Genomic DNA, 20,475 nt, shown 5'->3' with positions numbered 1-20,475 from the left:
ACGGGGATCCCACCGGTCGGGTAGCCCACGGCTCGCGTCACCGGCGCCAGGGTCACGGCCCGGCCCACGGGTGTCGAGTTCGCGTCCCAGGCCACGGGCGTCGAGGTCACGGCCCAGCCCATGGGAACGGAGGTCTCGGCCGAGGTCACCGGGGCCAGGGTCACGGCCGGGGCGACGGGCGCCCGGGTCACGGCCGCCGAGGTCGCGACGGGCCGGGGACGAGTGGGTCGGACCGGCGTCCGGCCAGGGCAGGTCGAGCGGGGGCCGGGCCGGGGCGGGCGCCGGACGGTCGACGGTGGGGAGGAACGCGGTCGGCTCCTCGTGCGGGTCGTCGGGGCGACCGTGGCGTTCCGCGGGGCGGTCGCCGGTCACCTGGGCACCGTCGCCGATTGCAGCGCGGTGGAGTCCTCGAACGCCGGCACGGTGACGGTGGAGACCCGCTCGACGTAGCCGAGCTGGTAGTGGTCGGCCACTTCCTTGAACACCCGGACTCCCTCAGAGGCGGCGAGCGCCCGCTGGAACTCCGCGGGATCGCCGATGGCCACGATCTTGAAAGGAGGGGAGTAAACCCGGCCGTGCAGCAGCAGGGTGTTACCGACGCAGCGTACCGCGCTGGTGCTGAGGACGCGGACGTTCATGATTGACATGGCCTCCGCGCCGCCGGCCCAGAGCGCGTTCACCACCGCCTGCACGTCGCCCTGGTGCACGACCAGGTCGTCGTTGCTGGCGCCCTTGGGCAGCGGCTGGCCGGGGCCCCAGTCGGCGTCGTTCAGCTCGATGGTGATTCCGGTGCCGGTGAGCGCGGTGAACCCGGCGGCCTGCCGGCTGGCGGCGGCCCGGTCCCGCTGGAGCTTGACCGGCCCGTCGGTGCCGGCCAGCGCCTCGGTCTGCTGCTCGACCTCGTCGCGCAGCCGCGCCGCCTTCGCCTCGCTGGCCGCGACCTGCTCGCGCCGGTCCTCGATGAGCTGGGTGAGCTGGGGCCGCCGGTCCTCGCGCAGCGAGGTGCCGCCGGCGGTGGTCGCGGTGGTGGTGAAGAGCAGCCCCGCCGCGGCGGCGATCAGGGGCACGCCGATCGACCAGCCCGGGCGGCGCTGACGCGCTCGTCGGGGCAGCAGACCGGCGACCGCGCGGCGGAGGACCTTCTGCCAGGAGGCGGCGCCGGACGTGTACTCCACCGGGCGTTCCCTTTCCCGTCGTCTCGTTCCGGCCCGCGCCGATGCGAACCGACCTGCTCGACCCGAAAAGTCCCGCTCTTTTCGGTCACTCCGTGCACCGGCCTGACCCCATTCGTGGCCTGGACGGTCCGTCGGGACTACGCTAGCTGTCGAACATTATTGGCCATGGACCGTCGCCCCCGCGCCCGGTTGTCAGGCCGGACGAGGTCGTACCCCCCTCTGGAGAGCGTCGTGCCCAAGTCTCAGGTCCGCAAGAAGAAGGTGTACACCCCGCCGACGGACGTCCGCCCGACGGCGACGGCGGCGACGCGCAAGCCTAGCCCGGTCTGGCTGCCGATCACCGCGGTCGCGCTGATCGCGGTGGGCATCGGCTGGCTGGTGATCTACTACCTCTCCGAGCAGGCCTACCCGGTCGCCTCGTGGGGTTACTGGAACCTCGCGGTGGGCTTCGGCGCGATGGTCTCCTCGCTGATCCTGCTCTCCCGCTGGCGCTGAGTCGCCCGGTCGCACGTCACGCCACGCCGCCCCTGTCCGGCACCCGGACTCCGCTGCACCTAAGGTGTCCGCAGGGCGGCGTGGCCGGTGCGAGAAGACTCACGTTACTGCTGGGTAACCTTCCGCGTAGGCTGCACTGACAAGCAGCAGACCGGGAGGCCAACTCGATGGGCAGCGTCCAGATCGTCACCACGATCCTCGCGGCCGCCATCACCGCCGTTGCGGTGTGGCTTGCGGTGCGCGCGGTCATGAAGATGACGGCCGTCATCCGGCTGGGGCAACCCGCGCCGGAGCGGTTCGCCGACAAGGGCGCCCGCACGAAGAAGATGCTGGTGGAGACCGTCGGTCACACCCGCATGCTGAAGTGGAGCGTGGTCGGTGCCGCGCACTGGACCGTCATGGTCGGCTTCGTCGTGCTGTCGCTGCTGGTGCTGGAGGCCTACTTCGAGGTCGTCACCCCGACCGGTGGGTTGCCGATCATCGGGTCCTGGACGATCTTCGGTCTGGTCACCGAGTGGATCGGCATCCTCGGCCTGATCGGCATCGTGGTGCTGATGGCGATCCGGCTGCGCAACCGGCCCGGTCGCGCCGAGAACCGCTCCCGCTTCACCGGCTCGACCATGTGGCAGGGCTACTTCGTCGAGTGGATCGTGCTGCTGGTCCTGATCTTCGGTTTCGTCATCCGGGGCTTCAAGGTCGCCACCGACCACTTCGAGTACCCGGTCTGGGCCACCCCGCTCAGCCACGCCGTCGGCGCTGCGCTGCCGAGCTGGGAGAACGGCGCGAGCATCGCCGCGCTCATCAAGATCGTCATCTCGATGACCTGGCTCATCGTGATCTCGCTGAACGTCACGATGGGTGTCGCCTGGCACCGGTTCCTGGCATTCCCGAACATCTTCTTCAAGCGCGACCCGGAGAAGCCCGCCGGTTCCGGCCTGGGCCCGCTGCGCCCGATGACGAGCGAGGGCAAGCCGCTCGACTTCGAGGAGGCCGACCCGGAGAAGGACCAGTTCGGTGTCGCCCAGGTCGAGCAGTTCAGCTGGAAGGGCCTGCTCGACTTCAGCACCTGCACCGAGTGCGGCCGGTGCCAGTCGCAGTGCCCGGCCTGGAACACCGGCAAGCCGCTGTCGCCGAAGCTGCTGGTGCTGAGCCTGCGCGACCACGCGTACGCGAAGGCGCCCTACCTGCTGGCCGGCGGCGGCAAGGACCTCACCGGCGAGGAGAAGGCCACCGAGGCGCAGCTCGCCCACATGGACGTGCTGGCCCTGGCCGAGGCCGACCGCCCACTGATCGGCACCGCCGAGGAGGGCGGCGTCATCGACCCGGACGTGCTCTGGTCCTGCACCACCTGCGGCGCCTGCGTCGAGCAGTGCCCGGTGGACATCGAGCACGTGGACCACATCGTCGACATGCGCCGCTACCAGGTGCTGATCGAGTCGAGCTTCCCGTCCGAGGCCGGCGTCATGCTCCGCAACCTGGAGAACAAGGGCAACCCGTGGGGCGCCCCGCAAAACACCCGCGAGGACTGGACCAAGGGCCTCGGCTTCGAGGTGCCCCGGGTCGGCGAGGTCGACGACTTCGAGTACCTGTTCTGGGTCGGCTGCGCCGGCGCGTTCGAGGACCGGGCCAAGAAGACCACCCGCGCGGTCGCCACACTGCTCAACGAGGCGGGCGTCTCCTTCGCCATCCTGGGCGAGGGCGAGACCTGCTCGGGTGACCCGGCCCGGCGCATCGGCAACGAGTTCGTCTTCCAGATGCTCGCCCAGCAGAACGTCGAGACGCTGAACGAGGCGTTCGACGGCCGGGAGAAGAGCAAGCGGAAGATCGTCGCGACCTGCCCGCACTGCTTCAACACGCTGGGCAACGAGTACGGCCAGCTCGGCGGCGAGTTCGAGGTGGTGCACCACACCCAGCTGCTGGCCCACCTGGTCAGCGCCGGCAAGCTCACCCCGGTGCAGCCGGTCGACGGTGGCGTGACCTACCACGACCCCTGCTACCTGGGCCGGCACAACCGGGTCTTCGCCGCTCCCCGTGAGGTGCTCGGCGACTCCATCCAGGGCGAGCTGACCGAGATGCCGCGCAACAGCGAGCGCTCCTTCTGCTGCGGCGCCGGCGGTGCCCGGATGTGGATGGAGGAGAAGATCGGCAAGCGGATCAACGTGGACCGGGTCGAGGAGGCCATGTCCACCGGTGCGAAGACCATCGCGGTCGGCTGCCCGTTCTGCTCGACCATGCTCAACGACGGCGTGAACGGCAAGGGCGCCGGCGAGGACGTCGAGGTGGTCGACGTGGCCAGCGTGCTGCTGCGCTCGGTCAAGCCGGACGCGCCGGCCGGCGAGAAGGAGACCGCTCCGGCGGCCGGCTGAGGCGTACCCCGGCGGGAAGCCGGGCCACGACGGCGGCGGCACCCACGCGGGTGCCGCCGCCGTCGTGTCAGCTGGTCGTGGTGACGCTGATGGCGGCGGTGGCGGTGGTCGCGACGATCACCGCGGCCTGCATCTCCTCGATCGCCTTCTTCACCGCGGCGGAGGCCCAGTCACCGGCGGCGATCTCGGTCATCCGGGCCTTGACCCGCTCCTTCGGCAGCTCGCGGAAGAGCTTGCGGTCCAGGCCGACCGCCCGGGTCAGGGTGAGAAGCGCGGCGGTCCGGGCGTCGACCGGGCCGTCGCCGACCAGCGCGTCCACCATCCGCCGCCGGGCCGCCGTCTCCACCGCCGGCTCCGCGCCGGTCGGCGAGGGATAGCGGGTACGCGGGAAGACCAGCAGCACCCGGTCGGAGTCGCGGCGCAGCACCCCGGAGCCGACCAGACCGTCGAGCACCCGGTCCGGCAGTCCCTTGGCGAGCTTGCCGATCCAGTCCTTCGGCTTGCGGGGCCGCCCGGCCCCGACGGTGGCCAGCGCCTCGTCGAGCAGGGGCACGCCGGTGGGGGCGGGGTCGGTCACCACCAGCCGCTTGTCCACCACCTCCACCCGGCGGGCGAGGGCCAGTTCCAGCAGCACCGCCCCGGCGAGGCCGTAGTCCAGATGGGGGCGGCCGAGCCGGTTCGTGCCGGCGTCGTCGTAGGCGAGCAGGACCAGTTCGTCGGTGAGCAGCAGGCCGTCCATACCCGCCACGCTACGGGTGCCGCACCACCGGCGCCCACGTGCCACAATCACGCCCATCGACGGCCTGTTGGTTCTGACGCTGTTGCCCCTGGTCGGCTTCGTGCTGCTGACCGCGGGCAACGCATTCTTCGTCGCGGCCGAGTTCGCCCTGGTCACGGTCGACCGCGCGGAGATCGACCGGCGGGCCGACGAGGGCGACGGACGGGCCGCCACGGTGCGGCGGGCGCTGCGGGACCTGTCCTTCCAGCTCTCCGGCGCGCAGCTCGGCATCACCATCACCGCGCTGCTCACCGGCTATCTGGCCGAGCCCGCCCTGGCCCGGCTCGTCGCGCCGGCCCTGCACCCCTTCGGCGGGGCGGACCGCTTCTCCGGGCTGCTCGCCCTGGCGCTGGCCACGCTCGTCTCGATGCTCTTCGGCGAGCTGGTGCCGAAGAACCTGGCGCTGGCCCGCCCGATGCCGGCGGCCCTGGCCACGGCCGCGCCGATGCGGGGGTTCTCCCGCGCCTTCGGCTGGCTGATCCGGCTGCTCAACAACTCGGCCAACCGGCTGGTGCGCCGCCTCGGCGTGGAGCCGCAGGAGGAACTCGCCAGCGCCCGTTCCCCGGAGGAGCTGGGACTGCTGGCCGCCATCTCGGCGCGGGCCGGCGCGCTGCCGCCGGACACCGCGATGCTGCTGCGCCGCACCATCCGCTTCGGCGACAAGCGGGCCGCCGAGGCGATGACCCCCCGGGTGGACGTGATCGCGTTGCGGGCCACCGCCTCCGTCGCCGAGCTGCTGGAGGCGTCCCGGCGGACCGGCCGGACCCGGTTCCCGGTGTACGAGGAGACGCTCGACCTGGTCACCGGTGTCGCCGGGGTGCCGGACGCGCTCGGCGTGCCGCTGGCCCGTCGGGCCGGCACCACCGTCGCCTCGGTCGCCCGGGAGCCGGTGTACGTGCCGGAGAGCCTGGACCTCGACGGGGTGCTGGCCGCGCTGAAGGACGCCGGTGCGGACCTGGCCATCGTGGTCGACGAGTACGGCGGCACGGACGGCGTGGTGACCGTGGAGGACCTGGTCGAAGAGCTGGTCGGGGAGATCGCCGACGAGTTCGACCCGGACGCGGTGGGCGGCTTCGGGCCGGCGGAGCTGACCGTGCCCGGTGGCGAGCGGACCGTCCTGGTCGACGGCGTGCTGCGGGCCGACGAGCTGGTCGAGCAGACCGGCTTCCGGCTGCCCGAGGGGCCGTACGAGACGTTGGGCGGGTTCCTCATGGCCCGGTTCGGCCACATCCCGGTCGCCGGTGAGACGGTCGACGAGGCCGGCTACGAGTTCACCGTGGTGGAGGTCGACCGGCACCGGATCGAGCAGGTCCGGGTGGTCCGCCCCGAGGAGCCCGACGACGGTGCCTGAACTGCTTGTCGCCCTGGTGCTGCTGCTCGGCAACGCGTTCTTCGTGGGCAGCGAGTTCGCGTTGATCGCGTCCCGGCGCACCGTGATCGAACCGCTCGCGGCGACGTCGAAGCGGGCGCGCTGGGCGCTGGCCGCGATGAACCAGATCCCGCTGATGATCGCCGGCGCGCAGCTCGGCATCACGGTCTGCTCGCTCGGCCTGGGCGCGATCGCCGAGCCGGCGCTGGCCCACCTGCTGGAGGTGCCCTTCGAGGCGCTCGGCCTGCCGGCGTCGGCGGTGCACCCGGTGGCGTTCGTGATCGCGCTGGCCGTGGTGGTGTTCCTGCACACCGTGGTCGGCGAGATGGTGCCGAAGAACATCACGCTGGCCGGGCCGGAGCCCTCGGCGCTCTGGCTCGGCCCGGCCATGCTCGCGTTCTGCCTGGCCACGAAGCCGCTGCTGCTGGCGATGAAGTGGTCGGCGCGGCAGGTGCTGCGGTGGTGGCGGGTGGAGGCGACGGACGCGGTGAAGACGGTGTTCACCGCCGAGGAGTTGGCCGGCCTGGTCTCCCAGGCGCGGACCGAGGGGTTGCTGGACGCCGAGGAGCACGCCCGGATCACCGGCGCGCTCGCCCTGCACAGTCGTACCGCGGCCGACGCCCTGCAACCCTGGTCGACGGTGACCACGGTGGCCGAGGACGTCTCACCGGCCTCGCTGGAGGTGCTGGCGACCCGCACCGGCCGGTCACGTTTCCCGGTGGTGCAGCGGGCCACCCGCCGGGTGCTGGGTTTCGTGCACGTCAAGGACGTGCTCGGGTACGCCGGGGCGAGCCGTCGGGCCCCGGTGCCGGCCGACGTCTACCGGCCGCTGGCCGTGGTGCCGCCGGACCGTACGCTCGCCGATCTGCTGCTCGCGATGCGCCGCGAGCGCCGGCACATGGTGCTGGTCAGCGACGGTCGTCGGCCCCTCGGCGTGGTGACGCTCGACGACGTATTGACGGCCATCGTCGGCAAGTGAATGAACACCCTTGGTGTGCAACCGATTGCGGATACGTGATTGAACAAAAGGTCGCCTTGATTCCACCCCGGTGCTTTCCCTAATGTGGGGCACCGACCGCTGTGGGTCGTCTGCCTCGACCTTCCCTCTCGCGAGGCGCCCGGCGGTCGGTTGCAAAGGAGTCCGTGCCGGTGGCAACCATGCCCCCTCGACGTCACGCCCCGAGCGCTCGACCCGGCCGTCCGGCCGGGTTCCACCGGGTGGTACGCCGTCTCCTCACCCTGGTCGCGGCCGTCGCGGTCGGCGCCGGGATGCTGGCGGCCCCGGCGCACGCGGCGCCCTCGGTCGACGAGATCGACGCCCAGATCGACAAGCAGTGGGAAAAGCTCGAACCCACGATCGAGGACTACAACAAGGTCAACGCCCAGCTCAAGGCGGACCAGAAGAAGTCCGCGGAGCTGCAGAAGAAGATGGTGCCGCTGGAGCTGGCCTCGACGCTGGCCATGAACAAGGTCGGTGACATCGCCGCCCGCTACTACATGCGGGGCCCGTCGCAGGAGATGGGCGCGCTGCTGGTGAGCACCAAGCCGGGCACCCTGGCCGAGCAGCTGGTGATGCTCGACCGCATCGCCGACGACCAGCGCAAGCAGATCGCCGGTGTGCTCGCGGCCCGCGACAAGTACAACGCGCAGAAGCAGAAGCTGGACGCGCTGATCGCCACCGAGATCGAGCGCAAGAACAAGCTGGCGGCGCAGAAGAAGCAGATCGACTCCGAGATCAAGCGGCTGACCGCGATGCTGCCGGTGACCTCGATCCGCCCGGAGGGCTGCCCGTCGATCGACGGTGTGGTGAGCAGCGCCGCGCGTACCGCGATCAAGACGGCATGCGCCCAGGTCGGTGACCCGTACGTGTGGGGGGCCACCGGACCGAACTCGTTCGACTGCTCCGGCCTGACCCAGTACGCGTACAAGGCGGCGGGCATCTCGCTGACGCACTTCACCGGCGCGCAGTGGAACGAGGGCCGGAAGATCTCGGCGAGCGAGGCACGCCCCGGTGACCTGGTCTTCTTCTTCAGCGACCTGCATCATGTCGGGATCTACCTGGGCAACGGTCTGATGGTGCACGCGCCGCGCACCGGCAAACCGGTCCAGGTGGGCAAGCTGCAGTACATGCCGGTCGCGGGTTACCGCCGGCCGTACTGACCCGTTCGCTCCGACGGGAAGGCCCCCGGTCCAGATGGACCGGGGGCCTTTCCGTGGCGGTGGGCCGTTACCGTGGCGCGCCGATCGGCGACGGCAGGACCAGCACGTCGTCGAGGTTCACGTACATGATCCGGTGACCGAACTGGACCTGCACGTAGCGGTTCTCGCCACGCACCACGGTCCGGTCACCCGGCGCCGAGCCGTCGAACGAGACCGCGCGGTAGTACTCGCCGGGCAGTACCCCGCCGACCGCGTACCGCTGGCCCGCCGCGAGCGTGTACTGCAATGGCGAGATGGTCTGGTAGGGGATGGTGTCCGGGTAGGCGGCCTGCTCCGGGTAGGCGCGGCCGTACACCGGGATCGTGGCCCTGCCGGGCCGCGGGGTCACCACGAAGCCGGTGGCCCACTTCGCGGTCGGCGCCGACGCCGGGTTGAGGAACCACGCCTTCTGGCCGAGGTACCAGATCGCCGTCCAGTCGCCCTGCCGGCCGGCCACCGCGTACGTCTGGCCGGCGGAGGCGCGGGCGCCGTGGTCGGAGATGTACATCGTGTCCGGCGTGCCGTCCGGACGCAGCCCGAGGTCGTTGACCAGCGGGGCGTCCGCGCTCGGCGCGGTCCGCAGGACCACCGCGGAGGAGCCGCGCGACGGGCAGGTCTCGGCCGGCGGGGTGGGCGTCGGGACGCCCGGCGGCTGCTGGTTGCAGCCGACGAACGCCGGGCGGTTGGTGGCGAAGTCCGGGTCGATGGTGACCAGCCCGGTGCGGGCCGTGCCGGTGCTCCGGAACGGCGCCTTCATCAGGTCGAAGTAGTGCGACCAGTCCCAGTAGGGGCCCGGGTCCCAGTGCATGCCCTTCACCGTGCCGGCGGTGGTGCCCGGCACGTTGTCGTGCCCGATGATGTGCTGCCGGTCCAGCGGGATGCCGAACTTCAGCGCGAGGTGGCGGACCAGCTTGGCCGAGGCCCGGTACATCGCCTCGGTGTACCAGGTGCCCTGACCGGCGAAGCCCTCGTGCTCCAGACCGATGGACTTGGCGTTGACGTACCAGTTGCCGGCGTGCCAGCCGACGTCCTTGGCCTTGATGTGCTGGGCGACGTAGCCGTCCACCGAGCGCAGCGTGTAGTGCCAGCCCAGGTAGTCGGCCCGCTTCACCAGGTCGACGCTGGGGCCGAAGTAGCCCTCGGTGTCGTGGATGACGATGTATTCGATCTTCTGCTGCTTCGGCCGGTTGCCCAGGTCGTGGTTGCCGTAGTCGCCCGGGTCGGCGCTGAGCTGCTCGTACGGGGCGGGGATCCACTCACAGGCCAGCCGGACCGGGCACTCCAGGCCGTCCGGCCGCTGGGCGTGGCGCAGGCCGAGCCGGGCCAGCCGGGACCGGTCCGGCCGGGCGGCGGTGGCGGCCAGCGTGACCCGCTGCCCGTCGTCGGTGGTCCGGGTCGCGCCCTGGCCGAGCTGGTCGTAGACCTCGTCGGCGAAGGCCGCCGCCGCGTCGGCGGTGTCCGCGCCGGAGTAGCGGGCCACCGCGCCGTACCAGGCCGCCGCGTCGGTGCCGGCGCCGACCGGCCCGCCCAGTGCCTTCTGGTACGACGCGAGCAGCGCCGCGCCACCGCGGATGTTCGCCGCCGGGTCGGTGCGCAGCGTCTGCGCGTCGAGCCCGGTGAGCGTCGCGGCGGTGTCGATCGTCTGCAGCGAGGCGCGGGGCAGCGGGGTCTCCCGTGCCGGCGCGGCGGCGGTGGCCGGGTCGAGGGTGAGCGGGCGGGAGTCGTCGCCGCGCGGGTCCTCGTCCTCGTCGACGTGGGCGCTGCCCGGGGTGGCGAGGACGTGTGCCGCGTCGGTCAGGTGCATCGGGCCGTAGCCGCCGCTGGTGCTGGGTTGGCCGGGGTGGGTGTCCCAGCGGGACTCGAGATAGGAGACGCCGAGCAGCACGTTCTGCGGCACGCCGTACTCGGTGGCCGCGGCGGCGTACTGCCGTTGCCGGTCGGTGGCGGGTCCGGCCGTCTCCGGCGCGGCGGTCACCGGGCCGGTGACGGCCAGCGCGGTGGCGGTCGCCACGGCGGCGGCCAGCAGTATCCGTCCGCCCGACGGTGGGGTGGAGAGGTGCATCGAACCTCCTGGACAGGGATGGGGGTCACTGCGTCCCCACCCTCACTCCGCACACCCGCGAGGGTCAATACCTTTCCAGCAGGTAATCCTTAATGAAAGAAAACTTCACCCAGGTGTCGGTACGGAGTGTCACGGCGTCCCGAGTTGCGGATCGATAACGACGGCTCCTACTCTGGTGAATCGTCGGCCGCCAGTCTCACCGTCCAACCCGGTCGGTGACGGTCCGGCACCGCCGAGTCGCCCACGGGCGAGCCGGGGAACCAGGTACCTGGGGTGAATCCGCAGCGGAGCTGCGGTAGGGCGGCTCCCTTCCCGTCCGAATCCGTCAGCTAACCCGGTAGGCGGTCAGGAAGAAGGAGTACGGACGCCCGGTGGCACTCCATGCCCCGCGGCCGTCGTCGAACCGGTCGGTCGACCGGTCCCTCGTCGCGCCGCGTTCCCGCTGGTCCCGCTTCACCACCGCCCTCGCCGCCCTGGTCGGCACCGCCGTCGTTCTGACCGGCGGCGCCACGGCGGCCCACGCCGAACCCTCGGTCGCCGAGATCGAGGCCCAGATCGACCGCGACTGGAACAAGCTCGAACCGGTCATCGAGCAGGTCAACGCCGTACGCGAGCAGCTCGCGGTGCGGCGCAAGCAGGCCGACGCGCTCGGCCGGCAGATCGCCCCGCTGCAGGCCCGGGTGGACGCGGCGTTGGGCCAGGTCGGCGGGCTCGCCGCCGACGCGTACAAGGGCGACAACCTCTCCACCGTCAACGCCCTGCTGGGCAGCCGCTCGCCGGGCGACCTGGTCAGCGGCCTGGAGCTGCTCGACCGCTTCGCACACCACCAGCAGGAGCAGGTGCGTGCCGTCGCCGAATTGCGCGACGAGCTGGCCGCCAAGAAGCGGCCGCTGGACCAGATGGTCGCCGACCTGAGCCGCACCGAGGCGCAGCTCGCGACGAAGAAGAAGCAGATCGACGGCGAGATCGCCCGGCTGCAGAAGCTGCGGCTGAAGGTCTACGGCAACGGTGGTGGCGGCCCGCTGCGCCCGGCCCCCTGCCCGTCCGGTTACCCCGGCGGCGCGGCCGGGGTCGCGGTCAAGTTCGCCTGCGCCCAGATCGGCAAGATCTACGTCTGGGGGGCCGCCGGCCCGGACCACTTCGACTGCTCCGGCCTGACCATGGCCGCCTGGGCCAAGGCCGGGGTCTCGCTGCCGCACAACGCCCGGCAGCAGCACGACGTGACGAAGCGGGTCAGCCGGTCCGAGCTGCGCGCCGGTGACCTGGTCTTCTACTACGGCGACCTGCACCACGTGGGGATGTACGTGGGCGACGGCTGGGTGGTGCACGCCTCCCAGTCCGGCAAGCCGATCACCATGAAGCGCGTCGACGACGGCGACATCAACAGCTACGGCCGCCCCGCCTGAGGTGTAAGGAAGGGCCCCCTCTTAACGCATTCTGCATAGGAGGGGGCCCCTCTTAACAAGCGGCGCTCGGCGTCAGCGGGTGGGCCAGGTGCGCCAGCTCTGCCAGGACCGGCTCGGCGTCGGGCCGCGCTGGCCCTGGTAGCGCGATCCGTAGACGGCCGAGCCGTACGGGTGCTCGGCCGGCGAGGAGAGCCGGAAGATGCAGAGCTGACCGATCTTCATTCCCGGCCAGAGCGTGATCGGCAGGTTCGCCACGTTGGACAGCTCCAGCGTGACGTGGCCGGAGAAGCCCGGGTCGATGAAGCCGGCGGTGGAGTGGGTCAGCAGGCCGAGCCGGCCCAGGCTGGACTTGCCCTCCAGTCGCCCGGCGAGCTGGTCGCCCAGCGAGATCACCTCCAGCGTGGAGGCGAGCACGAACTCGCCCGGGTGCAGCACGAAGGGCTGGCCCTCCGGCACCTCCACCATCGACGTCAGGTCGTCCTGCTGCACCGACGGGTCGATGTGGGTGTAGAGATGGTTGTTGAAGACCCGGAACAACCGGTCCAGGCGTACGTCGATGCTGGACGGCTGCACCAGCGTGGGCTCGAAGGGCTCCAGCGCGAGCGTGCCCGACTTGATCTCGGAGACCAGGTCGCGGTCGGAGAGCAGCATCGGAACACCATAGCGACCGGTACGGGTGACCTGCGTGTCGCACTACTTCTTCGTACACGTGTTCGATAGAATGTCCGCATGGCTTCCTGGTCCGAATTCGCCGCCGACGAGCCCCGCCTCGCCGACGAGATCCGCCTCCTGATGCAGCAGTACGGGCCGGGCTTCGGCTACCTCGCCACGGTCCGCGCCGACGGCGGCCCGCGGGTGCACCCGGTCTCCCCGGTGATCACCGCCGACGGGCTCTGGTGCTTCGTCATCGACTCCCCGAAGCGCCGCGACCTCGAACGCGACGGCCGCTACGCGCTGCACTCCTTCCCGCCGGAGGAGAGCGACGACGAGGCCTACGTGGCGGGCCGGGCCCGTCCGGTGACCGATCCGGCCACGGTTGCCCGACTGGCCCGGGTCGCCCGGGCGGCGCCGCAGGGTGACTGGCGGCTGTTCGAGTTCACCGTCGACGTGGCGATGCTGACCCGGCGCGACCCGGTGGCCCAGCCGGGTGCCGGCCGGCCGCAGATGCGGGTCTGGCTCGACCCGCGGGGCGCCACGCCGGCACGCCGTGACCCGCTCGCCGCGGACGGCCGGCGCGGCCGGCACGGCTTCGACACCCGCCGCCCGGCTGCCTGAGCCGCCTGCCGACACGACAGGTGCCGGCCCCGTCCGAGAACGGGACCGGCACCTGTCGTGTGGTGCGGGTGAGGTCAGGCCGCGCGGTAGGCGTTCCACGCGGTGAGCATGCGGCTCGCCTGGCCGGCGGTGAACTGGTACATGCAGGAGTCGTAGGTGTAGTCCATGAAGTTGGTGATCGGGTCCTTGCCGGCCGTGGAGCAGGTGTCCCGACCGGTCGGGCACTCGTACGCCGGCGACGCCTCGGCCGGGGTGTCGGAGACGCTGTCACCCGAGCCGGAGCATCCGCCCTGGAAGGTGTGGTAAAGGTTCAGCCAGTGGCCGACCTCGTGCGTACCGGTGTCGCCCTGGTTGTAGTTGGTCGCCGTGCCGCCGGGCAGCGACTCGCTGAGCACGACCACGCCGTCCATCTTGTCCAGCGTGCGCTTCGGGAAGGTCGCCCAGCCCAGCAGGCCGTCGCTCAGCTCGCCCAGGTAGATGTTGAGCGTGTTCTTGCCGCCCGTACGCAGCGAGGTCTTCATCGAGCGCTCGGCCGAGGAGCCCTGCACGATCGGGTACCAGGACGGGTTCGTCACCCGGTTGATCTTCGTGAGCTGGAACGCGAAGGCGGTGGCGGCGCCACCGGTAGAGCCCGCGTAGGACTGGTTGAGCACGGTGATCTGCTGGTTGATCAGCGAGTCCGGGATGTTGCCGCCGGCCCGGGTGCTGTTCTCCTGGATCACGTGCACCACGACCGGGATGGTCACGGACGCCAGCGGGGTGACGGTCGGGCCGGTCCGGAAGTTGGCCCGCTCGCGCTGCGCGGCGGCGAGGTCGGCCTCGCGCTCGCGCACCTGCTGGGCGGTCAGCTCGTTCGGGTCGAGCCGGGGGTGACCGCCCTTGGCGACGCGGGCGTCGGCGTGGCCGTGGGCGTCGGCCGGCTCGGCGCAGACGCCGGCCGGGGCGGCCGAGAAGGCCGAGGCAGCGGGGACGACGCCGACGGCAGCGGTGCTGAGCAGCAGCGCGAGGGTCGACGTCGCGACACCGGCGGTACGCCGGGTCAGCAGGTTGGGACGGGGTCCCATGGGCCCACCTCTTTCTGACGGCGTGGCAGGGGGTGTGTCACGCCGGGTCGGAAACGTGGAGCAGACGTTACATCCCATCGACGGATTTGAGAACGCCCATATGTTGCCGGCACGCAACATCCTTGATCCACTCCTGTCCGACGGCGGGGCGGGGGTGCCTGGGTGCACGGGAGTGGTGACCTCAGGTACAGTGGTGCCGCCTGCGGGTGTAGTTCAATGGCAGAACATCAGCTTCCCAAGCTGACAGTGCGGGTTCGATTCCCGTCACCCGCTCCAGCACGAAGGCCCTGGCCAGGACGTGAATCCGGGTCAGGGCCTTCGATGTTCGGCTCACCTCACCCGGCGGCCCTCAGGTGTCGGGCGAAGAACCGGTTCCCGTCGTCGCCCTCGTGTGCCGGGATGCCGGTGTGCCCGCCCATGTTGGCGTGCAGCGTCTTCTCCCGGGAGCCGAACGCGTCGAACAGGTCCAGCGCCAACTGCCGGTCGTTGCCCTCGTCGTCCCACTGCAGCAGGACCAGCAGCGGGATGGTGACCTGCCGGGCCTCCTCGAACATCACGCGGGGCACGTAGCTGCCGGCGAACAGCGCGGCGGCCGAGATACGCGGCTCGACCACCGCCAGCCGGACGCCGATGGCGATCACGCCGCCCGCGTAGCCGACCGGGCCGTCGATCTCGGGCAGCGCGAGGAGCGCGTCGAGGGCGACGCGCCACTCGGGGACCGCCTGGTCGACCAGGGGGAGGACGAGCCGTTCGACGATCTCGTCGGCGACCGGTTCGCCGGCCTGGATCGCGCGGCGCAGGTCGGTGCGGGCCTGGTCGGCGGCGGCGGAACGGGGCCGCTCGCCGGCGCCGGGCAGTTCGAGGGTGGCCGAGGCGTAGCCCGCCGCCGCGGCGTGCCGGGCCCGGGCCGCCAGGCGCGGATACATCCGGCGCAGGTCGCCGGGGTGGCCCTGCAGGATCAGCGGCGTCGGCCCGGATGCCGACGGTGGCGTCCACAGGACGCCGGGGATCTCGTCGAGGGTGAACTCGCGCTCGCGTACGCCGTCGTCGAGGCGTCGTTCGGAGATGAATCGCACGGTCGTGCCTTTCGGGAGTGCGCTGAACGGCGCTCCCGGACGACCTATCGCCCGACCGTGACCCCGGAGGGGAGCACCCACGTCGATACGTTCACGGGTACCACCTCCTCGTCAGCTGCACGGCCTCCGGCACCGTAGCAGTGGCCGCCGAGGGCCGCCAACGGTTTTCCGCGTGGGTCAGGGCGCGTAGTCGGGGTGGGCGACGGTCTCGGCGATGCGGGTCAGCCAGTGCAGGTCGTTGGCGCGGGATTCCGGGCCGCCGCCCGAGTTGAGGATGCTGTCGAGGAACGCGGCGACGTCGTCGAGGTGCCGCTCCCCGCGGTAGTAGCTCAGCGTCGTCGGGTCGGGCTCCCACGGGCCGTAGCCGCGACGGAAGAGGTCGGCGCGGCGCGCGTCGACCGGGTGGTCGCCGAAGTCCTGGCTGAGGACGAACATCAGGTCGCGCTCGCGCGGCGCGAGGATCGGCGCGTCCCAGTCCACGACGTGCAGGGGACCGGCGCCGTCGGCGATCAGGTTGCCGGGGTGGATGTCGGCGTGGCAGATGACGTGTCGACCCCGGGGGACCCGGGCAGCGAGGTCGTCGACCAGTGCCGACAGCCGGTGCAGCGCGTCGCCGTACCGGTCCCAGAACCCGCCCAGGTCGGGGCTCGCCGCGGCCTGCCCACCGAGGGCCCGCAGCCGCTCGCCCGCGCTCGACCGGTACGTCTCCGCGGGCAGCACCGCGGCGACCTCGGCGCTCGGCGTGACCGCGTGCAGCCGGCCCAGGAACTCCCCGTACTCGGTCCACTGCCGGTCGGTGAGCCCTCGACTCCAGAGGCTGCCGCCGTCGTGGAACGGGTAGAGCAACAGCCGGTAGTCCCCGAACGCGTGGCCGGTGCCGCCGGGCGGGTCGATCGGCGCGACGACCTGCCGGATGCCGCGCGCGCGGAGGAAGCCCGGCAGCAGGACGGCCGCCCGGGTGAACGCGCCGTGCCGCAGTTTCAGGAAGTAGCGCTGGCCGTGGGCGGTGTCGACCCGGTAGGCCCAGGCGCGCCCGTCGAGCCCGACCGGCAGGAACGCAAGCTCGGCGACGTCCACGGCCCACGCCGCACTCACCGTGGCGGCCAGCGCCCGCTCGTCGACGTCTGGCTTGTCGATCACCACCAGAGCGTCGCAGCCCACGCCGGGGTCGACAACGCGATTTTCGCGGAACCCACCGACGTCGACGCCCGCGCCGCCCACCTGGCCGGCGCTGACCGGTCGGGCGTCAGGATGCCTGGCGGACGGGCATGTCGGCCAGCCAGACGTCGGCCAGCTCGGCGAGCGGGACGCCGAGGGCCTGGCTGAGGCAGACCACGGTGCCGAACGCCGGCGCGGGGAGACGGCCCGCCTCGATCTTGCGCAGCGTCTCGGGGGAGATGCCGGCCGCCAGTGCCACCTCGCCCAGGCTGCGCCCGGCGCGCGCGGCCCGGAGCGCGACCCCGAGGCGTTGGCCCGCGGCGATCTGTTCGGCGGTGAGCGGTTGGCGAACCATGCGAGCAGGATATCCCTCCGGGAGGCGGCGCCGGACCGGCGTGGTATAAAAATACCGTATCGGAGAGGGAGGCTGTCGTGATCGAGCTGAAGTCCGTCGAGGAGATCGACCGGATGGCGGTGACCGGCCAGTTCGTCGGCGAGTTGCTCGCCGAGCTGGGCGCCGTCGCCGACGTCGGCGTGAACCTGATGGACCTCGAACACCACGCCCGGCGGCGGATCAAGGAACGCGGCGCCGAATCCTGCTACTGGGACTACGCCCCGTCGTTCGGCCGTGGGCCGTTCCGCAACGTGCTGTGCCTGTCGGTCAACGACGCGGTGCTGCACGGCCTCCCGCACGACTACGTCCTGCGCGACGGCGACCTGCTCAGCATCGACATGGCCGTCGGCATCGACGGCTGGGTCGCCGACTCCGCGCTCTCCGTCGTCGTCGGCACCCCCGACCCGGCCGACCTCACCCTGATCGAGGCCACCGAGGTCGCCCTGGAGGCCGCCATCGCCGCCGCCCGCCCCGGCGCCCGCCTCGGTGACGTCTCCGCCGCCATCGGCGAGGTCGCCAGCTCCTACGGCTACGGCGTCAACGGCGAGTTCGGCGGCCACGGGATCGGTCGCACCATGCACGAGGCCCCGCACGTGGCCAACAGTGGCCGTCCCCGCCGTGGCCTGCGGCTCGACCCCGGCCTCACCATCGCCATCGAGCCCTGGTTCTGCCGCACCACCGACAAGATCAGGTTCGACGAGGACGGCTGGACGATCCGCTCGGCCGACGGCTCCCGCACCGCCCACTCCGAACACACGGTCGCGATCACCGAGGCCGGACCCCGCGTCCTGACCCGCCGCCCCGCCTGACGGCATCCACCGGCGCGTTTGATCGACTCCAGCTCGGGGAGGTGGCGGGGTCGCGGCCCGTTGGATGCCGCCACCTCGGCGGTCTGGTGTGGATCATAGGGCCATGAAGGAACCGTACGTCCTGGATCGCGGTGCGGGCCCCCGGTGGACCGTGCACCCGCCCGTCGATCCGTACGGGGACGGCTACGTCCACACCGCCGTGATGGAGTTACGGGAGGACGGGCTGACCGCGTCGACCGTGGCGGAACTGGACGGCGTACCGTGACCGGAGCGGCGCACGGCCGCCCCGGTCAGACCGGAGACCACCGGGTCAGGTCGCGGACGTGGCGCAGCCCCGGCTCGCCGCCCAGGTCCACCTCGCCGTCCGGCACGAACCCGGTACGCCGGAGCACGGCCAGCGAGGCGGGGTTCGCCAGCGCCGCCGACGCGACCAGGCGGCGCAGGCCGTACGCGTCGCGGGCCAGCTCGCAGACGCGCCGGACGCCCTCCTGGGCGACGCCGCGCCCGGCGGCGCGTTCGGCCACCCGGTAGCCCAGCTCGGCGCTTCCGTCGGCCACGTCGACCAGGTTGAACCGTCCGATCACCCAGCCGTCGTCGTCCACCAGCACGTGGAAGTGGCACGTGCCCCGGTCCTGCTCCAGGAGCAACGCCACCTGCCGGTCGGCGAACTCGTCGAAGTAGTCGTCACCACGGTCGGGAACGTACCGGGCGAAGTAGGCCCGGTTCTGCCACTCGAACCGGTAGACGAGATACGCGTGGCGGGCGGCGAGGCGTTCGAGCTGCGGCACCGCGCCAGGCTAGCCAACCCCGCCCGGCGGGTAGGTGCGCAGTTCGACGGTGTTGCCGTCGGGGTCGCGGACGTAGATCGAGGTGCCGGTGCCCCGGGCCCCGAAGCGCGGCACCGGCCCGGTCAGCACGGTGAACACGCCCGACTCGACCACCGGCTGCCAGTCGATCGGCTCCACCACCAGGCAGAAGTGGTCCATGGTGGAGCCGCCCGGATCGCCCCGGACCAGGTCGATGATGGTGCCGGCGTCGACGCGTACCGACGGGAAGGGCACCTCCCCGGCGCGCCAGCGGTCGACGCGCACCGGGGCCAGCCCGAGCGTGCCGCAGTAGAAGTTGAGGGAGCGTTCGACGTCGCTCACCGTGAGCACCAGGTGGTCGAACCCGGTCACGCGCATCGTCATCAGATCCTCCTGGATCGTGTGTGGGAACACCGTCGAGCCTGGTCGGAGGCGGGCGCGTGACCAAGCCCCGATCGCACTACCATCGTTGACCGGGAGTCAACGACGGGAGCGCCGGGTGCTGGAGCGGTACGAGATCGAGGCGTTCCTGACCCTGGCCTCCGAGCTGCACTTCGGGCGCACCGCCGAGCGGCTGGGCGTGACCACCGGGCGGATCAGCCACGTGGTGCGCCGGCTGGAACGGCGGATCGGCGCGCCGCTGTTCGAGCGGACCAGCCGGGTCGTCCGGCTCACCCCGATCGGCGCCCGCCTGGCCGAGGAGATGCGCCCGCTGGTGGCCGGCATCGAGGAGGCCGTCCAGCGGGCCGTCGACGCCGGTCGTGGGCTCACCGGCGAGCTGCGCGTGGCGTACGTGGGCGAGTCCGCCGCCCCGGTGCTGCTCCGCGCCGTGGCCCGGTTCACCGAACGGCATCCGGACTGCGCGGTGCACGTGCACGAGGCCCCGCTGGCCACCACCCGGTCGAGCCTGGTGGACGGCACGATCGACGTGCTGGTCGCCGCGTACCCGTTCGACGGCATGGCGAACGGCCCGGCGCTGCTGCACGAGCGCCGGATGCTCGCGGTGGCCGCGGACCACCCGCTGGCCCGCGCGGAGTCCGTGTCGCTGGAGGTGCTCGGCGACCATCCGGTGGTGCAGTACCCGGCGGTCACGTCGGCCGCGTTCAAGCAGGACCGCACGCCGGACCGGACCCCGGCGGGCCGGCCGGTGCCGAAGGGCCCGGCCGGCGGCACGTTCTCCGAGATGCTCGCGCTGGTGGCGCTGGGCCGCGGGGTCCTGCCGGTCGGCGAGCAGACCCGGCACTACCACGCCCGGCCCGACCTGGCCTACGTGCCGATCCACGACGCGCCGCCGATCCGCCGAGGTCCGGTCTGGCTGGCCAGCAACACCACCACCCGGGTACGCGAGTTCGTCCGCGCCGCGGTCGACGCCAACCCGCCCCCGGCGGCCTGACAGCGTCGTACCCGGCTGGCACCATCGGCGGGATGCGGGACGAGATCAGGGCCGTGGTCGAGGAACTGCCGCCGGGCGACGAGTTGGAGGCGCGACACCGAGAGGTGGCGCTGGCCTGGTTGGCCGGCACGGAGGACATCTTCCGCCGCGCCAAGCCGCGCACCCCGTCGCCGCACCTGGTCGCCTACTTCCTGCTCCGCGACCCGTCCGACGGCGCGGTGCTGCTGGTCGACCACCGCCTCGCCGGGATGTGGCTGCCCAGCGGGGGCCACGTCGAGCCGGGCGAGCACCCGGCCGAGACGGTGCGCCGCGAGCTGCGCGAGGAGCTGGGTGTGCCGGCCGTCTTCGCGCCGCCGTTCGGCGAGCGGCCGGCGTTCCTCACCGTCACCGAGACCGTCGGCCCGCCGGAGCAGCGGCACACCGACGTCAGCCTCTGGTACGTGCTGACCGCCCACCGCGACCAGCGGTTCACCCCCGACCCGGTCGAGTTCCGGGGCGTCCGCTGGTGGACCCCGGTCGAGGTGACCGACGCGCCGACCGGCACGGTCGAGCCGCACCTCGGCCGGATGCTGGCCAAGCTGGCGGCCGTCGCGGCTTGACCCGTCCCCTGCGGCAGGGCCCAGCGTGGTCCGTGCCGGCCACCGGGGCCG

General features: G+C 72.1%; 21 protein-coding genes, 1 tRNA gene and 1 riboswitch. Of the genes, 12 read left to right on the top strand and 10 right to left on the bottom strand.

The annotated features are described in order from the left end of the window. Window positions 1-368: 368 nt before the first annotated feature. Window positions 369-1,175 carry a DUF881 domain-containing protein gene (locus tag COO58_RS06680; protein ID WP_091566060.1) on the bottom strand — a complete coding sequence of 269 codons (807 nt, stop codon included), beginning with the start codon at window positions 1,173-1,175 and terminating at the stop codon, window positions 369-371. Between the two features lie 231 nt (window positions 1,176-1,406). Here COO58_RS06680 and COO58_RS06675 point away from each other — a divergent pair, with 231 nt between their 5' ends. Together COO58_RS06675 and COO58_RS06670 are read left to right on the top strand one after the other, a co-directional pair. After that, window positions 1,407-1,670 carry a cell division protein CrgA gene (locus tag COO58_RS06675; protein ID WP_091566056.1) on the top strand — a complete coding sequence of 88 codons (264 nt, stop codon included), beginning with the start codon at window positions 1,407-1,409 and terminating at the stop codon, window positions 1,668-1,670. Between the two features lie 167 nt (window positions 1,671-1,837). Further along, complete coding sequence (locus COO58_RS06670) at window positions 1,838-4,036, top strand: (Fe-S)-binding protein (RefSeq protein ID WP_091566053.1); 2,199 nt, start codon at window positions 1,838-1,840, stop codon at window positions 4,034-4,036. Window positions 4,037-4,103: 67 nt separating this feature from the next. On the opposite strand, the gene COO58_RS06665 is transcribed toward COO58_RS06670, so the two are convergent. Beyond that, window positions 4,104-4,775, bottom strand: coding sequence for a GPP34 family phosphoprotein (locus COO58_RS06665; protein ID WP_245666099.1), 672 nt, complete (start codon window positions 4,773-4,775; stop codon window positions 4,104-4,106). A gap of 82 nt (window positions 4,776-4,857) precedes the next feature. Between COO58_RS06665 and COO58_RS06660 the strand changes: the two genes are divergently transcribed. The 3 genes from COO58_RS06660 (at window position 4,858) to COO58_RS06650 (ending at window position 8,343) form a co-directional block, all read left to right on the top strand. Beyond that, window positions 4,858-6,165 carry a hemolysin family protein gene (locus COO58_RS06660; RefSeq protein WP_098746145.1) on the top strand — a complete coding sequence of 436 codons (1,308 nt, stop codon included), beginning with the start codon at window positions 4,858-4,860 and terminating at the stop codon, window positions 6,163-6,165. Continuing rightward, the gene (locus tag COO58_RS06655; protein WP_098744196.1) at window positions 6,158-7,162 is read left to right on the top strand and encodes a hemolysin family protein; all 1,005 of its coding nucleotides are present in this window, start codon (window positions 6,158-6,160) and stop codon (window positions 7,160-7,162) included. Before COO58_RS06660 ends, COO58_RS06655 begins: the two co-directional genes overlap by 8 nt. Before the next feature lie 170 nt (window positions 7,163-7,332). Continuing rightward, window positions 7,333-8,343: a C40 family peptidase gene (locus tag COO58_RS06650; protein ID WP_091576754.1), complete on the top strand. Its 1,011-nt coding sequence runs from the start codon at window positions 7,333-7,335 to the stop codon at window positions 8,341-8,343. Window positions 8,344-8,410: 67 nt separating this feature from the next. Here COO58_RS06650 and COO58_RS06645 read toward each other — a convergent pair whose 3' ends face one another. Next, window positions 8,411-10,444, bottom strand: coding sequence for an N-acetylmuramoyl-L-alanine amidase (locus tag COO58_RS06645; RefSeq protein ID WP_098744194.1), 2,034 nt, complete (start codon window positions 10,442-10,444; stop codon window positions 8,411-8,413). Window positions 10,445-10,664: 220 nt separating this feature from the next. Then, a riboswitch (cyclic di-AMP (ydaO/yuaA leader) is annotated at window positions 10,665-10,802 on the top strand. A 13-nt stretch (window positions 10,803-10,815) separates the two neighbouring features. On the opposite strand from COO58_RS06645, the gene COO58_RS06640 reads away from it, so the two are divergent. Beyond that, window positions 10,816-11,850: an NlpC/P60 family protein gene (locus tag COO58_RS06640; protein ID WP_098744193.1), complete on the top strand. Its 1,035-nt coding sequence runs from the start codon at window positions 10,816-10,818 to the stop codon at window positions 11,848-11,850. Window positions 11,851-11,922: 72 nt separating this feature from the next. On the opposite strand, the gene dcd is transcribed toward COO58_RS06640, so the two are convergent. Next, window positions 11,923-12,501, bottom strand: coding sequence for a dCTP deaminase (gene dcd, locus COO58_RS06635; RefSeq protein WP_091566035.1), 579 nt, complete (start codon window positions 12,499-12,501; stop codon window positions 11,923-11,925). A 78-nt stretch (window positions 12,502-12,579) separates the two neighbouring features. Between dcd and COO58_RS06630 the strand changes: the two genes are divergently transcribed. Beyond that, window positions 12,580-13,125, top strand: coding sequence for a pyridoxamine 5'-phosphate oxidase family protein (locus COO58_RS06630; protein ID WP_091566032.1), 546 nt, complete (start codon window positions 12,580-12,582; stop codon window positions 13,123-13,125). 74 nt (window positions 13,126-13,199) lie between these two features. Here COO58_RS06630 and COO58_RS06625 read toward each other — a convergent pair whose 3' ends face one another. Next, window positions 13,200-14,189 (bottom strand): zinc metalloprotease, encoded by a 990-nt coding sequence (locus tag COO58_RS06625; protein ID WP_091566029.1) that lies wholly within the window; start codon window positions 14,187-14,189, stop codon window positions 13,200-13,202. A 202-nt stretch (window positions 14,190-14,391) separates the two neighbouring features. Between COO58_RS06625 and COO58_RS06620 the strand changes: the two genes are divergently transcribed. After that, window positions 14,392-14,465, top strand: a tRNA-Gly gene (locus COO58_RS06620). A 59-nt stretch (window positions 14,466-14,524) separates the two neighbouring features. Here COO58_RS06620 and COO58_RS06615 read toward each other — a convergent pair. The 3 genes from COO58_RS06615 to COO58_RS06605 form a co-directional block, all read right to left on the bottom strand. Continuing rightward, window positions 14,525-15,265: an alpha/beta hydrolase gene (locus tag COO58_RS06615; RefSeq protein WP_098744191.1), complete on the bottom strand. Its 741-nt coding sequence runs from the start codon at window positions 15,263-15,265 to the stop codon at window positions 14,525-14,527. A 177-nt stretch (window positions 15,266-15,442) separates the two neighbouring features. Continuing rightward, window positions 15,443-16,405, bottom strand: a complete 963-nt coding sequence (locus COO58_RS06610; protein WP_098746143.1) for a phosphotransferase enzyme family protein — start codon at window positions 16,403-16,405, stop codon at window positions 15,443-15,445. 106 nt (window positions 16,406-16,511) lie between these two features. Continuing rightward, window positions 16,512-16,778 carry a helix-turn-helix domain-containing protein gene (locus COO58_RS06605; RefSeq protein ID WP_091566020.1) on the bottom strand — a complete coding sequence of 89 codons (267 nt, stop codon included), beginning with the start codon at window positions 16,776-16,778 and terminating at the stop codon, window positions 16,512-16,514. Window positions 16,779-16,855: 77 nt separating this feature from the next. On the opposite strand from COO58_RS06605, the gene map reads away from it, so the two are divergent. Together map and COO58_RS30125 are read left to right on the top strand one after the other, a co-directional pair. Then, a complete protein-coding gene (gene map, locus COO58_RS06600) occupies window positions 16,856-17,626 on the top strand; it encodes a type I methionyl aminopeptidase (protein ID WP_098744189.1) in 771 nt (256 codons plus the stop codon). Between the two features lie 103 nt (window positions 17,627-17,729). Next, window positions 17,730-17,891: a hypothetical protein gene (locus COO58_RS30125; protein WP_176558756.1), complete on the top strand. Its 162-nt coding sequence runs from the start codon at window positions 17,730-17,732 to the stop codon at window positions 17,889-17,891. Between the two features lie 25 nt (window positions 17,892-17,916). Here the strand turns inward: COO58_RS30125 and COO58_RS06595 are convergent, their stop codons facing one another. Both COO58_RS06595 and COO58_RS06590 read right to left on the bottom strand, forming a co-directional pair. After that, window positions 17,917-18,414 carry a GNAT family N-acetyltransferase gene (locus tag COO58_RS06595; protein ID WP_098744188.1) on the bottom strand — a complete coding sequence of 166 codons (498 nt, stop codon included), beginning with the start codon at window positions 18,412-18,414 and terminating at the stop codon, window positions 17,917-17,919. Between the two features lie 9 nt (window positions 18,415-18,423). Continuing rightward, window positions 18,424-18,816, bottom strand: a complete 393-nt coding sequence (locus COO58_RS06590; RefSeq protein ID WP_255292534.1) for a VOC family protein — start codon at window positions 18,814-18,816, stop codon at window positions 18,424-18,426. 115 nt (window positions 18,817-18,931) lie between these two features. Between COO58_RS06590 and COO58_RS06585 the strand changes: the two genes are divergently transcribed. Both COO58_RS06585 and COO58_RS06580 read left to right on the top strand, forming a co-directional pair. Continuing rightward, window positions 18,932-19,825 (top strand): LysR family transcriptional regulator, encoded by an 894-nt coding sequence (locus COO58_RS06585; protein ID WP_098744186.1) that lies wholly within the window; start codon window positions 18,932-18,934, stop codon window positions 19,823-19,825. A 32-nt stretch (window positions 19,826-19,857) separates the two neighbouring features. After that, window positions 19,858-20,424, top strand: coding sequence for an NUDIX hydrolase (locus tag COO58_RS06580; RefSeq protein WP_091566007.1), 567 nt, complete (start codon window positions 19,858-19,860; stop codon window positions 20,422-20,424). Window positions 20,425-20,475: the final 51 nt, after the last annotated feature.

The sequence above is a fragment of the Micromonospora sp. WMMA1996 genome (assembly GCF_002573675.1).
GTDB classification, from domain to species: Bacteria; Actinomycetota; Actinomycetes; order Mycobacteriales; family Micromonosporaceae; genus Micromonospora; species Micromonospora sediminicola.
This window is presented reverse-complemented; position numbering and strand designations above follow the sequence as displayed.